The sequence below is a fragment of the Paenibacillus luteus genome (genome assembly GCF_006542765.1).
Classification (GTDB): domain Bacteria; phylum Bacillota; class Bacilli; order Paenibacillales; family Paenibacillaceae; genus Pristimantibacillus; species Pristimantibacillus luteus.
This window is the reverse complement of sequence record NZ_SKCD01000002.1, coordinates 42,236-55,465: the sequence shown is the minus strand read 5'-3', so window position 1 is coordinate 55,465 and position 13,230 is coordinate 42,236. Positions and strand designations below refer to the sequence as shown.

Genomic DNA, 13,230 nt, shown 5'->3' with positions numbered 1-13,230 from the left:
GAGATAGGGCTATTATGATACATAACAAGCTTCCAAAAATATGGTACGGCGGCGATTATAATCCGGAACAATGGGATGACGAGACGATGTCGGAGGATCTTCGCATGTTCAAGCTTGCGGATATCGATGTCGCAACGGTGAACGTATTCTCATGGGCTCGTATTCAGCCGAGCGAAGAACACTATGACTTTGAAGAGTTGGACAAAATTATAGATCGTCTGCATGGGGATAATATCTCGGTCTGCTTAGCAACGAGTACCGGTGCTCATCCCGCATGGATGGCAAAAAGATATCCTGATGTGACTCGTGTAGATTACGAAGGACGCAAACGGAAATTCGGTGGACGCCACAATTCTTGTCCAAGCAGTCCGGCATACCGCAAATATTCGAAGCTGATTGCAGGAAAGCTGGCGGAGCGCTATAAGGATCATCCTGCGCTTGTTGCTTGGCATATTTCCAACGAATATGGCGGGTATTGCTACTGCGATAACTGTGCCGATGCATTCCAGGCATGGCTGCAAAAACGTTACGTCACCATTGAGAAGCTGAACAAAGCGTGGTATACAAGCTTCTGGGGGCATACGTTCTACGATTGGGATGAGATCGTACCTCCAAATGCGCTCAGCGAGGAGTGGGGCGGCAACCGGACGAATTTCCAAAGCATTTCGCTCGATTACCGTAGATTCCAATCGGATGCCTTGCTGGAATGTTATTTGATTGAATACGATGAGGTCCGCAAGCATTCGCCAAATATTCAAATTACAACCAACCTGATGGGGACATACCCTGAGCTTGATTATTTCAAATGGGCAAAGCATCTGGACGTCGTTTCTTGGGACAACTATCCGTCCATTGACACGCCTGTAAGCTACACGGCAATGACCCATGCATTGATGCGCGGCTTAAAGAGCGGCCAGCCTTTCATGCTGATGGAGCAAACGCCAAGCCAGCAAAACTGGCAGGCTTACAACGCTCTCAAACGTCCTGGCGTCATGCGCCTGTGGAGCTATCAGGCCGTTGCGCATGGTGCAGACACCGTAATGTTCTTCCAGCTTCGCCGCTCAATCGGCGCGTGCGAGAAGTACCACGGCGCTGTCATTGAGCATGTTGGCCACGAGCATACCCGTGTTTTCCGTGAATGCGCGGAGCTTGGGCATGAACTGACGGCGCTTTCGGACAAATTGCTTGATTCGCGAATAGATGCGAAAGCGGCTATCGTATTTGATTGGGAAAACCGTTGGGCTGTTGAGCTTTCGAGCGGACCAAGCGTCGCTTTGAAATATGTGGATGAAGTCCATAAATATTATGATGCCCTGTTTGAGCTGAATATCCAGACGGATATGATTAGTGTTGAAGAACAGTTGGATCAGTATGATTTGGTTATTGCACCTGTGATGTATATGATCAAGCCCGGCTTTGCGGAGAAGGTTGAAGCTTTTGTCGCTCGTGGCGGCACGTTCATTACGACTTTCTTCAGTGGTATCGTAAATGAGAATGATTTGGTCACAACGGGTGGTTACCCAGGCAAGCTGCGCAAAGTACTTGGCATTTGGGCGGAGGAAATTGATTCGCTGCTGCCTGGTCAACAAAATCAGATGGTCATGAAAAAGGTAGACGATGCACTTAGCGGCACATATACCTGCAGCCTTCTATGCGATTTGATTCACTCGGAAGGTGCCGAAGTAGTCGCCGAGTATGGCTCTGACTTCTATAAAGGCATGCCTGCTGTGACGGTTAACAAATTCGGTGAAGGTGAAGCATGGTATATCGCCACGAGTCCGGACCAGCATTTCCTGCAAGCTTTGCTTGCAAATCTATGCAAAGATAAAGGAATCGAGCCGCTGCTTGCCGCTCCTTCCGGTGTAGAAGTTACCCGCAGAAGCAAAGACGGCAAATCGTATTTGTTTATTTTGAATCACAATGCGGATGCTGCCGAAGTGCAGCTTGGTGCGCAGCCGCGTCCGGATCTCCTGTCAGGTGAGCCTGTAAGCGGATTGTACAGTTTGGCTGCCAAAGGCGTTATGATTATCGAGGAATAGTGTTTATTCAGCTGAATCGATTTGGACCAGCTTCCATCCTGGGTGTTTGGCATATGCTGTAGTTATAAGCCCGGTATGAGGGGAGCACCGTACCTATGTCGACAAAGCGGCAGCGTCATCACATGAGCATTCTTGTGCTCGCATTGTTTGTCCTGCTTGTGCTTTTATTGTTTGCTTTAATTCTTTGAGAAAAGGATTGTTCCTGACTAACTACTTAGTCCGGGGGCAATCCTTTTTTTGCTGGAATATTGCTTCCTTCTATTACAAATAATGAACGTGAAGAAAGAAAAACGGCAACGTTCTTTCACTATCGTGCAACTGAAGAACCGTGCCGGAAAAGGAGGATGCAGCATTGGCCACAAAAAGCAAAAGTAATTATAAAAAAATGGCGATGTCGCCAAAGGAATACCAATCCTTCGCTAAAACGATGGAGCCGCCTCGGTCCATTCTTGGGAATTGCTTAAAAGCGTTTGTCTTTGGCGGAGCTTTATGCGTGCTTGGACAAGCTATTCAGGAGCTATACGTCCACGGAATGGGTATGACCGAGGAGGCAGCCAGCAATCCAACCGTAGCAACATTGATCCTGATGTCGGTCATCGTGACGAGCCTCGGCGTTTACGACAAGATCGCGCAATGGGCAGGTGCAGGATCAGCTGTCCCTGTGACGGGTTTTGCCAACTCCATGTGCTCGGCGGCTTTGGAGCATCGTAGCGAAGGGCTCGTGCTTGGAGTCGGCGCCAATATGTTCAAGCTGGCAGGCTCCGTTATTGTCTTTGGTACAGTTGCGGCCTTTTTCGTCGGTATCGCTCATCTTATTCTCGGTACTGGGGGTCAGTAATATGCTGCGCGGAAAACAGACGTGGTGGTTTGAGAAGCGCCCGGTCATCATAGGCGAGGCGACCGTTGTCGGTCCAGATGAGGGAGAAGGGCCGCTCGCTGCAGATTTCGATCTGGTCCATCCTGAGCTTGATATGCAGCAAAAAAGCTGGGAAAAGGCGGAGCGGCTGCTGCTGGAGCAAGCTTCTGAATTCGCTATTCAAAATGCTGGCATTGAACGCGACCAGCTACAATTTTATATTGGCGGAGATTTATTGAACCAGATTATTAGCAATAGCTTCGCAGCACGTTCGCTGGGCGTTCCCTATATCGGAGTTTTTGGTGCTTGTTCCACATCCATGGAATCGCTGGCACTTGCATCCATGCTTGTGAATTCCGGATCAGCAAGTTACGTATTAGCAGGCACCTGCAGCCACAACTGTACCGTAGAGAAGCAGTTTCGCTATCCAACTGAATATGGCTCGCAGAAGCCGCCAACGGCTCAGTTTACAGTTACAGGGGCAGGAGCGGCAGTTGTAGCTGCATCGGGTGATGGCCCCGTTGTTGAGTGCGCCACAATTGGCAAGGTTATTGATTTAGGCATTACCGATCCGTTTAATATGGGAGCAGCTATGGCGCCCGCGGCAGTCGATACAATACAGGCACATTTCAATGATACCGGACGTAAGCCAAGCGACTACGATTTAATCGTTACCGGAGATTTGGCTGGGGTTGGCCATCCGATTGCAAAGGAGCTGCTGCTGCAAAACGGCGTTCCAATGGATGAGACGATTTTTGGGGATTGTGGGCTTATGGTTTATGACGTGCAGAAACAAAAGGTACAGGCTGGGGGCAGCGGCTGCGGCTGCTCGGCAGTAGTCACTTATGGACATCTGCTGAAGCGAATCAAGAAAGGTGAATTGAAAAAAATTCTCGTTGTTGCTACAGGTGCTTTGCTTTCTCCGCTTTCTTTCCAGCAAGGGGAGAGTATCCCGTGCATTGCGCACGCAGTAGCCATTAGTGCAGGAAAGGGGTAAGCGGTTATGATTTTTTTATGGGCTTTTTTGATAGGCGGGGGCATTTGCGTCCTTGGACAAATCATGTTCGATGTATTTAAACTAACGCCTGCTCACACGATGTCAACCTTGGTCGTTATTGGCGCCATCGTCGATGGAGTAGGATTATATGAACCTTTGGTAAAATTCGCGGGGGCGGGGGCAACGGTCCCGATCACCAGCTTTGGCAACGCGCTCGTTCATGGGGCGTTGACAGAGCTGCATGATCAAGGCTGGATAGGGGTCATATCCGGCATATTCAAAGTAACAAGCGCAGGTATTTCGTCTGCCATTATTTTTTCTTTTCTGGCAGCACTTGTCGTTAGACCCAAAGGATAATATAGAAAGACACAAGCTGGAGGATCCTGTGGGATCTTCCAATTTTTTTTGTAGCGAAAAAATTTGTATACCCGAATGGATGTACTGTAAAATAGTAGTATTGAACATGAACTAAGGCATTATTTCGGGAGGTAATGAAATGGATATTCGTCCTGCAGACATGCAATTATGCGCTACTATTCTACGAAACTTAGAAACTTGTATCCTTGGCAAACAGGAAGAAATCCAAAGATTATTGATCGCTGTAATCGCAGGCGGTCATGTCTTGCTTGAAGATGTGCCCGGCACAGGCAAGACACAACTAGTGAAAGCGTTGGCAAAATCTATCGGCGGCCAATTTCGCCGCATTCAATGTAATCCTGACTTGCTTCCTACCGATATTACTGGCGTATCCATTTATCATCCAAAACAGGAGACTTTCTTATTTCGTCCAGGTCCCGTCATGGCTAATATTCTATTAGCCGATGAAATTAACCGTGCAACGACGAAGACGCAATCCGCACTGCTAGAGGCGATGGAGGAAGGCCATGTGACGGTTGACGGAGATACGTATGAGCTTCCTCGCCCGTTCGTTTTGCTAGCCACGCAAAATCCAATAGAGTTTGAAGGTACCTACACACTGCCGGAAGCGCAGCTTGACCGATTCATGATGAAGCTGTCGCTTGGTTATCCTAGTGAATCCGACGAACACCGCATGGTATTATCTAATGAAGGAATACATCCATCGGATCGGATCGAACCGATGATTAATATTTCGGATATGCTTCATATCCAGGATCAAGTGCTAAAGGTTCACATTGACGAGGCTGTCGGCAAATATCTGGTCGGTTTGATCAGAGGAACACGGGAGCATGCCAATGTAATGCTGGGAGCAAGCCCTCGCGCTGCTCTGGCGCTTGCGAGAGCAGCGAAAGCGAGCGCTTATATCCAGCAGCGCCAGTTCGTAACGCCAGATGATGTGAAGGAGCTCGCTCCGTTTGTCATAGCTCACCGCCTGCTTCTTCGGACGGAAGCCAGAATGAACGGACTTAAGGCGGAGGATATCATCGCACAGGTGATTCAATCCACGAAAGTGCCGGTTCGGCTAGAGCGCTAAGCGGATGGCAGCGACTAAATCTAAGAGGCTGCGCTGGCAGCTTGTCGCAGTGATCTATACGACCAGTCTTTTTTATTTTTTATTTCAAGGCGGAAAAACCGCATTTATGCTATTTATGATCTTGAATCTATTACTTGTATATTTAGTGCTAGGCAGATGGAGCGGGATAAGCAAAGTGACTGGAAGTCGCAGCTATGCGATGCCTGGCGCTGCATCCCACGATCACTCTCTATCAGCCGGGAGTGCGCTTGAAGTGAATTTGCAAGTCAAGATTCCAGGTTATTATCCGCTTCCTTATGTAATTATCAGAGACCAATTGCAGCGCCATAATGGTCAGAAACTGGCTTTCGAGACCTCCTTCGTACCGAATTGGAAGCGCAGCGGCCAAGTTACTTATCAGACGCCCCCGCTCCAACGGGGCGAATACCGTTTTACGCATACGAAGTGTTTGTCTTATGACGTATTTGGTTTGTTTGAGCATGCCGGTCAATTCGGAACAGAAACCGTGTTTAGCGTGCTGCCTCAAACGGTACCGCTTAGGCAGTGGAGCGGCATTCAGAGGGGAATTCGGGGTCCCTATTCCCATGCGATTGCTTCCCGCTCAGCGAAGGAGACAACCCAAATCAACGGTGTTAGGGAATATTTGTATGGGGATCGCTTATCACGTGTGCACTGGAATGCCACTGCGAAGACGGGGGAATGGAAATCTAAGGCTTTCGAGCGTGAATCTCTGCCACGCACGGTTGTGATTCTTGACCGTAATCCGGGAGGTTATCAGAATGAGCTTGCGACACGCTTTGAGTTGGCAGTATCAACAGCCGCTTCGCTGCTCGAAAACGGATTAAAAGGCGATACAGCGATGGGCTTGCTCTCCATAGGGGAAACGGTGACGATGGTTGCTCCGAAGGCGGGACTAGAGCAGCGAAACGTCATGCTGAAGCACTTGACCTTTGTTGATGCAGACGCGTCGCATCCTTTATATGCCTCATTGCAACGTGCGGATTCCTTGCTTGAGCCAGGAAGCTTTGCCGTAGTCGTATCGCCTGATACCGGCACTGATGTCATTCGAAGCATGGAATGGCTGTCGCGCAAGGGGATTACCCCTTGCTTGCTTCATATTTCATCGTCCGTTGATTTGCTGAGCCATAACACGTCATGGAAGCAAGTGATGAGAGAACGAGGATGGCCTGTTTTTGAAATTCGCCAGTTGCAGGAGCTTCCTACGGTGCTTGAAGGGAGTGGAATTGCATGAAGCAGGCGTTGAACTCTTTGTTCACCTATTTGACAGCCAATTGGTATGAGAAGCTAAGGTTTTTATTTGTTGCTATTATTTTATCCAATACGATTATTATTTTTGAAGATTACTGGTGGGAAGAGACGATTGCGATCGGGCATTACACTCTGTACGCAGCGGCTGCGATTGAACTGTTTCTGCCACAGAAGAGTCGTTTTCTAAAGTTTTTCCTCAAAATTGCAGCTGCTATATGGATTACGACAAGGCTTGTGGAGATGAACTGGATCATTGCGACTCCTGAACGTTGGCAAGAGTGGATCTGGTGGCTGCAAGCTCATATGATGCAGTTGAACCCCTTTATTTGGATAAGTATTGCCCTTTTGTTGCTTCATAATTTGTTTGGCTTATGGACGACAACACGAATTCGAATGTTCGGGTTGGTAGGCGCAAGTATTCTGGTATTAACGATCGCGGACTCTTTTACACCGATATGGTTATGGGACGAAGTCGCTATGGTTGTGTTTATCGGTTTGCTCTGGCTCGTTGTTAGTCATTTATCGAGGCTGCAGCGCGAACATCCAAGAAGCTGGAAAGAGCTTATCGAATATCCGCTTCAATTAATAGTACCGATTGCGCTTGTCCTATCGGTGCTGATGATTGTCGGGCTGAATATGCCGTCGCTTTCTCCGATCCTGCAGGACCCCTATACGATTTGGAGAGAATCAAAGGGGGAAACCGTCAAAGTATTCCTTGGGGATAAAGGTACGGATGCTCAATCACCTAGCAGTTCCGGCAATGCGAGCTCCGGCTATAGTCGGAACGATGAGAAGCTCGGCGGTGGCTTTCAATTTGACTATTCACCTATGATGACTGTATCAACTTCGCACCGCAGCTACTGGCGCGGCGAGTCAAAGGCCGAATATACAGGAGACGGATGGATTGAAGGTAAGGCTGAGCAAGACGTCGAAGCCGCCACCCGCATCGCAAAGGAGACTGCGCTATTATCTTTGGATGAGCCTCCAGCTGCGGGAACGACAGAAATCAGCCAAATCGTTACGATGATCCGCAAGGATGTTTATCCGATTCTGTTCGCAGCTGCGCCAGTCACCAAGCTTAACTGGATCGATGATGAAGAAGCTGTACTGCCTACAGGATTAGTATGGGAGCCAAGCTCAGGAGAGCTTCGGTTGTTGAACTGGTCGATGAAAAACCGTAAATATCCACAAACGTATTCGGTAACCTCCTCCGTTCCTGTTCTGGATGAAGTAAAGCTCAGAGAATCCAAGGCAGGCTGGTCTGACCAGGCGGAAGCGTCACGCAATAAATACTATTTACAATTGCCCGATTCACTGCCTGACCGCGTAAAACAGTTGGCCAAGCAGGTAACTGCAGACGCTACCAATGATTACGACCGGGCAAAATTGCTGGAAACGTATTTGAGGCTTACTTATAATTACAATAATTTGCCTGATGAATCTAGGCTGACTGGTACAACAACTGATTTTGTTGATAAATTTTTGTTTGAGCTGAGAGAAGGCTATTGCGATTATTTCTCGACATCAATGGCTGTGATGGCTCGGAGCTTGGGTCTGCCTACGAGATGGGTAAAAGGCTTTGCGCCTGGCGTGCTGCCGGCTAGCGATTTTGGGCCTCCTGGTGAATTTATGGATCCTAGTATCAATCCAAACGGTTCAGGTACCTATACGGTACGAAATTCGGATGCTCATTCCTGGGTGGAAATTTATTTTGAAGGGTTTGGCTGGATTCCATTTGAAGCAACGTCTGGTTTTTCGTTTCCCTATACGATAGCAGAGGAAGAGGTAGCACCGCTGCCGGAAATCGATGAAGGCGAAAGTGATCCGGCAACCGTCGAGAAAACGGAAAGCTCCTCGAATGCTAAGCTATGGATATGGCTTTCAATTTCGCTGCTCGTGGCAGTTGCGGCTGTGTGGGCGTTCATTCGCCGAGATAAGCTGGTATTCACTTGGCGGAAGCTGCGTCATGGTTCATACACGGCAAATGATCGGATCGTGCTTGAGACGAACAAGTTGCTTCGTGTTTGTAAGAAGCGCGGGATGGAGCGTCAGGAGCATGAGACACTGCGAGAAGCCGTGTTTCGTTGGTCACAGAACCAAAAGAGGCTGCGGGACGATTTCCGAGTAGTGCTCGATGGTTTTGAGCAAGCGAAATACAGCCCGGCTATGGCAACCACTGAGGATGCGGATCGCTTTGTAGTCAGAGTGAAATCATTAATCGATCAATTAAGGTAACTGGCTGAAATGCTGGTCGCTATTTTCATTGTTGGCTCATCAGCAGGCGATGATATAGCGTTAGAGCAAGCTGGGCTCCTTAATTTCAGTACCAATACCGCCTGCCAAAGAAATTGGCGGCGGTATTTTTTGCAACAAATTTGGTTTCTATGGTATAGTTTCGTAAGATAGCAAGCAGAAAGCAGAGGGATATCCATTATGTTTGAACGGCTGTTGCCGCATATGCGCGTCAATACAGTGTATGAAATTAACTTAGATGAGCTGCATGCAAGAGGCGTACGCGGCATCATTACGGATTTGGATAATACGCTCGTTGGTGCTAAGGAGGCGTTAGCTACGCCTGAGCTGGTGCAGTGGCTGGATTATGTGCGCTCACGGGGCTTTCAGGTTGTTATCGTTTCTAATAATAATGAAACACGGGTAAGTAAATTTTCCGCACCGCTGAATATTCCTTTTATTCATGCTGCGCGCAAGCCGGCGGCTAAATCGTTCCGTAAAGCCCTTGGCGTACTTGGACTGGCTGCAGAGCAGTCGGTCGTCATTGGCGATCAAATGTTGACCGATGTGCTGGGCGGAAATCGAATGGGACTGTACACGATTCTTGTTACACCGATCTCTCCAGCTGACGAAGGGATCATGACAAGGGTTAACCGCCGAATTGAACGGTTTGCTTTGGTGCGTTTAAGAAAAAAAGGGTTATGGTATGAGGGGGAAACAAAGTGATGGAACAACAGCTTAGTCAGGCAACACGTTCGTGTGCGGGCTGCGGCGTGGCACTACAGACGAATAGTCCTGAGCTGCCAGGTTATTTGCCGGAAGGTGCAATGGAACGGGATCCGGTTATTTGCCAGAGATGCTTCCGTATTCGCAACTATAATGAAGCTTCATCTGTTGCCGTAGATCAGGATGATTTCTTGAAGCTGCTCGGCAGCATTGGGAATACGGATAGTCTGGTTGTCCATATCGTCGATTTGTATGATTTTGAAGGAAGTTTGATTTCTGGGCTTCAACGCTTCGTGGGCAATAATCCGGTGCTGCTTGTTGTCAACAAAATTGATCTGCTGCCGAAAGCGATGAACGTCAACCGGCTTCGCAACTGGGTGCAGCAGCAGGCAAAGGCAGAAGGACTGCGCACTGTGGATGTCGTATTATGCAGCGCCAAGCGGAATATGGGCTTTGAGCGTGTGATCGAGGCATTGGAGCATTACCGCAATGACCGTGACGTCTATGTGGTAGGCGCAACAAATGTTGGAAAGTCTACGCTGATTAACCGACTTATTCGCGATTACAGCGACATGGAACGAGAGCTAACGACTTCCCGTTATCCGGGAACGACGCTTGATGCCGTTCATATCCCGCTTGAGGATGGCAAGGCTATTATTGATACGCCAGGAATTGTGTATTCTACGCGTATGACTGAGGTTGTTCCGCGCAGCTTCCTGGGCTCTCTATTGCCGGACAAGCCAATCAAACCGCTTGTATATCAATTGAACTCTGGCCAGACTTTGTTTATCGGCAGCCTTGTTCGGTTCGATTTTGTCGAAGGTGACCGCCAGTCCTTCACGTTCTATGTATCGAATGCTTTGAATATGCATCGCACGAAGCTGGAGCGGGCTGATGAGCTATATGCCGATCACCGCGGCCAATTGCTCGGCGGTCCATCGCTCGAGGAGCTGGAGACCATTCCGGCATGGACAAGGCATTCTCTTCGCGTAAAACGTGGACTTAACAAAGACGTATTCATATCGGGCCTTGGCTGGATTCAAGTGAATGGAACCGGCGGAGCCGTTATTGATATTTATGCACCTAAAGGCGTTAAGGTTATGCTTCGCGACTCCATGATTTAAACTGATAGCGCTTGGAAGGGGAATCCGCTGTGACAATTGCGGGAGCAGGAAATCGGATCGACAGCAATACGATTTTGTTTGGTGTGATCGGGGATCCGATCCGCCATTCGAAATCACCAATCATGATGAACCGTGCCTTTCGGGAAACGGGCATTAACGGCGTTTATACGGCTTATCATATTACAAGCGAACGTATACAGGATTTTGCTGCTGGTGTTCGGGCAATGGGCATTCGCGGCATTAATGTTACGATCCCACATAAGCTGGATATTATGTCTGTGCTCGATGAAATTGACCCGGGTGCACAGGCGATTGGTGCGGTTAATACGATCGTGAACGAGGATGGAAAGCTTATCGGTTATAATACCGACGGGATCGGTTATGTCCGTTCATTGAAGGAAGAAGCGGAAAGCGAGCTTGCAGGCAAACGAATTGTTGTCATTGGTGCGGGCGGGGCGGCTAGAGGTATCGTATATGCCCTTGCAAGCGAGAAGCCTGCTCATATTGCCATAGCCAATCGATCTGTAGATCGGGCGAAAGCGATTGCCGAATCGTTTAAAGATAAAGCTGATGTTGAAGCCATTTCGAATGAACAACTTCAGGCCGCTTGCTTGCATGCGGATATTGTTATCAATACGACATCGGTCGGGATGTTCCCCCATGTGGACGAGACGCCTATGAATGCGGATTGGTTAAAGCCAGGCGCGGTAGCGAGCGATCTCATTTATAACCCGCTGAAAACAAAGTTTTTGCAACAGGCCGAGCAGCGCGGCTGCCGGATTCACGGCGGTCTGGGCATGTTTATCAATCAAGGGGCATATGCCTTTGAATATTGGACGGGCCAGCCAGCTCCAGTTGCAGCGATGCGGGAGACTGTTCTCGCCGCACTGCAAAATTAATATCATTTTTTTGTTTTAGAACGGACTAACGAATTATTGAGATGAAAGAAGGAACACCTATCATGCTTACAGGAAAACAAAAACGTTATTTAAGATCACTCGCTCATCATTTGACTCCAATCTTCCAGGTTGGCAAGGGCGGGACGAACGATCATTTGGTTCGTCATATTGAAGAAGCTATCGAGTCGCGTGAGCTGATTAAAGTTTCCGTGCTTAACAACTGCCTCGATGATCCTCGGGAAATTGGTGCCGAGGTTGCAGCGGCAGCTGGAGCAGAGCTTGTTCAAGTCATTGGCAAAACGATCGTTTTGTACAAGGAATCCAAGGACAATAAACAAATCGAGCTTCCTAGGGCAGCTCGTTAATCGTTGTATTTCATGAAGTTTAGAGCAAGCATCCTTCATCCTGCGTTTAGAGCAACGATTTGCTTGCAGTTGATGATGAACCCAGTATGGTTTTAGGTAGAGAGGGGTTCTACAAGTGAGTAAGATTGGTATTATGGGCGGAACCTTTGACCCCATCCATATCGGTCATTTGATAGCGGCAGAAGCGGCCCATGAACAGTGCGGCCTTGATGAGGTATGGTTTATTCCGTCTTATGGTCCACCGCTCAAACCGAATGAACCTGGAGTGAATGGACAGCACCGCTATGAAATGGTTTGCAGCGCGATTGAAAGCAATGCGGCTTTTCGCGCGTTAGATCTTGAACTTCAGCGCGGAGGGATAAGCTACTCTTACGATACGGTGATGGAACTCCGGAAACGTTATCCGGAGCACACGTTTTCCTATATTATCGGCTCGGATCGGATCAATGATCTGCCGCAGTGGTACAAAATTGAGCTTCTCGCTGCTCATGTGACCTTTATCGGCTTGTCACGTCCGGAAACTCCAATTGACTTCAATGCTCTTCCTGGCTACTTACAGGAGAGGATCAAGCTGATTCATATGCCGGCTATTGAAATCTCTTCAACTGTCATTAGAAGCAGGGCGAGTTCAGGGCAATCTATTCAATATTTAGTGCCGGACTCGGTAAACAGCTATTTGAGGAGGCACAGGCTATATGAATCGTGATGAAATGATCGCTAAAGTAAAGGCAGAAATGCCGGAGCGGAGATGGCTCCATACGCAAGGCGTTATGGAGACTGCAGTGATTTTGGCTAAACGATACGACGAAGATCCCGTTCGAGCCGAGCTTGCCGCTATTTTGCATGATGTTGCCAAGTACTGGCCTACGGAGAAAATGGCTCAGATTATTCGCGAGCGAGCTTTGCCTTCAGAGTTGTTATTATATGATAAAGAGCTCTGGCATGCTCCTGTTGGAGCTTGGGTGGCTGAGCATGAATATGGGGTGTCGGATCAGGAAGTGCTGGATGCGATTCGGTATCATACATCAGGGCGTAGAGGCATGAGCAAGCTGGAGAAAATCGTATGCTTGGCTGACTATATGGAGCCAGGCAGAGATTTCCCCGGAGTATCGCTCATCCGCGAGTTGAGTGAGCAGGATTTGAACCAAGCGTTGGTTGCTGGCTTCAATTCAACGATTTCCTTCTTATTAGAAAAGAAAAAACGGATTTTTCCGTTGACGGTAGAGGCACGAAACGGTTTATTAGAATAATGATTAATAGGAGGCTGAAC

At 48.5% G+C, this 13,230-nt stretch carries 13 protein-coding genes; all 13 read left to right on the top strand.

Annotated elements, in window-relative coordinates; all coding sequences use genetic code 11:
* Positions 1-14 precede the first annotated feature (14 nt).
* Positions 15-2,039 (top strand): beta-galactosidase, encoded by a 2,025-nt coding sequence (locus tag E0496_RS01160; protein ID WP_141499801.1) that lies wholly within the window; start codon positions 15-17, stop codon positions 2,037-2,039.
* Positions 2,040-2,424: 385 nt separating this feature from the next.
* Positions 2,425-2,877, top strand: a complete 453-nt coding sequence (gene spoVAC / locus E0496_RS01155) for a stage V sporulation protein AC (RefSeq protein ID WP_141499912.1) — start codon at positions 2,425-2,427, stop codon at positions 2,875-2,877.
* A 1-nt stretch (position 2,878) separates the two neighbouring features.
* A complete protein-coding gene (spoVAD, locus tag E0496_RS01150; RefSeq protein WP_141499800.1) occupies positions 2,879-3,892 on the top strand; it encodes a stage V sporulation protein AD in 1,014 nt (337 codons plus the stop codon).
* Between the two features lie 6 nt (positions 3,893-3,898).
* On the top strand, positions 3,899-4,249 hold the full coding sequence (gene spoVAE, locus E0496_RS01145; RefSeq protein ID WP_139997664.1) for a stage V sporulation protein AE: 351 nt from the start codon (positions 3,899-3,901) through the stop codon (positions 4,247-4,249).
* Between the two features lie 139 nt (positions 4,250-4,388).
* A complete protein-coding gene (locus tag E0496_RS01140; protein ID WP_141499799.1) occupies positions 4,389-5,345 on the top strand; it encodes an AAA family ATPase in 957 nt (318 codons plus the stop codon).
* A 4-nt stretch (positions 5,346-5,349) separates the two neighbouring features.
* Positions 5,350-6,597, top strand: a complete 1,248-nt coding sequence (locus E0496_RS01135) for a DUF58 domain-containing protein (RefSeq protein WP_141499798.1) — start codon at positions 5,350-5,352, stop codon at positions 6,595-6,597.
* On the top strand, positions 6,594-8,849 hold the full coding sequence (locus E0496_RS01130; RefSeq protein WP_141499797.1) for a DUF4129 domain-containing transglutaminase family protein: 2,256 nt from the start codon (positions 6,594-6,596) through the stop codon (positions 8,847-8,849). Before E0496_RS01135 ends, E0496_RS01130 begins: the two co-directional genes overlap by 4 nt.
* A gap of 198 nt (positions 8,850-9,047) precedes the next feature.
* The gene (locus tag E0496_RS01125; protein WP_141499796.1) at positions 9,048-9,572 is read left to right on the top strand and encodes a YqeG family HAD IIIA-type phosphatase; all 525 of its coding nucleotides are present in this window, start codon (positions 9,048-9,050) and stop codon (positions 9,570-9,572) included.
* On the top strand, positions 9,572-10,696 hold the full coding sequence (gene yqeH, locus E0496_RS01120) for a ribosome biogenesis GTPase YqeH (RefSeq protein ID WP_141499911.1): 1,125 nt from the start codon (positions 9,572-9,574) through the stop codon (positions 10,694-10,696). The genes E0496_RS01125 and yqeH overlap by 1 nt, the downstream gene beginning before the upstream one ends.
* A 29-nt stretch (positions 10,697-10,725) precedes the next feature.
* On the top strand, positions 10,726-11,595 hold the full coding sequence (aroE, locus tag E0496_RS01115; protein WP_241674491.1) for a shikimate dehydrogenase: 870 nt from the start codon (positions 10,726-10,728) through the stop codon (positions 11,593-11,595).
* 62 nt (positions 11,596-11,657) lie between these two features.
* Positions 11,658-11,960, top strand: coding sequence for a ribosome assembly RNA-binding protein YhbY (yhbY, locus tag E0496_RS01110; protein ID WP_139997674.1), 303 nt, complete (start codon positions 11,658-11,660; stop codon positions 11,958-11,960).
* Positions 11,961-12,075: 115 nt separating this feature from the next.
* Entirely contained in the window at positions 12,076-12,666 is a 591-nt protein-coding gene (gene nadD, locus E0496_RS01105) for a nicotinate-nucleotide adenylyltransferase (RefSeq protein WP_141499795.1), read from the top strand.
* The gene (gene yqeK / locus E0496_RS01100; protein WP_141499794.1) at positions 12,656-13,210 is read left to right on the top strand and encodes a bis(5'-nucleosyl)-tetraphosphatase (symmetrical) YqeK; all 555 of its coding nucleotides are present in this window, start codon (positions 12,656-12,658) and stop codon (positions 13,208-13,210) included. Before nadD ends, yqeK begins: the two co-directional genes overlap by 11 nt.
* Positions 13,211-13,230 lie beyond the last annotated feature (20 nt).

What these genes read in the sequence shown, in the direction of transcription:
- E0496_RS01160 (WP_141499801.1), top strand. Translation starts at nt 15, where the DNA reads ATGATACATAACAAGCTTCCAAAAATATGGTACGGCGGCGATTATAAT.
- yqeK (WP_141499794.1), top strand. Translation starts at nt 12,656, where the DNA reads ATGAATCGTGATGAAATGATCGCTAAAGTAAAGGCAGAAATGCCGGAG.
- yqeH (WP_141499911.1), top strand. Translation starts at nt 9,572, where the DNA reads ATGGAACAACAGCTTAGTCAGGCAACACGTTCGTGTGCGGGCTGCGGC.
- E0496_RS01130 (WP_141499797.1), top strand. Translation starts at nt 6,594, where the DNA reads ATGAAGCAGGCGTTGAACTCTTTGTTCACCTATTTGACAGCCAATTGG.
- spoVAC (WP_141499912.1), top strand. Translation starts at nt 2,425, where the DNA reads ATGGCGATGTCGCCAAAGGAATACCAATCCTTCGCTAAAACGATGGAG.
- spoVAD (WP_141499800.1), top strand. Translation starts at nt 2,879, where the DNA reads ATGCTGCGCGGAAAACAGACGTGGTGGTTTGAGAAGCGCCCGGTCATC.
- spoVAE (WP_139997664.1), top strand. Translation starts at nt 3,899, where the DNA reads ATGATTTTTTTATGGGCTTTTTTGATAGGCGGGGGCATTTGCGTCCTT.
- E0496_RS01135 (WP_141499798.1), top strand. Translation starts at nt 5,350, where the DNA reads ATGGCAGCGACTAAATCTAAGAGGCTGCGCTGGCAGCTTGTCGCAGTG.
- E0496_RS01125 (WP_141499796.1), top strand. Translation starts at nt 9,048, where the DNA reads ATGTTTGAACGGCTGTTGCCGCATATGCGCGTCAATACAGTGTATGAA.
- E0496_RS01140 (WP_141499799.1), top strand. Translation starts at nt 4,389, where the DNA reads ATGGATATTCGTCCTGCAGACATGCAATTATGCGCTACTATTCTACGA.
- yhbY (WP_139997674.1), top strand. Translation starts at nt 11,658, where the DNA reads ATGCTTACAGGAAAACAAAAACGTTATTTAAGATCACTCGCTCATCAT.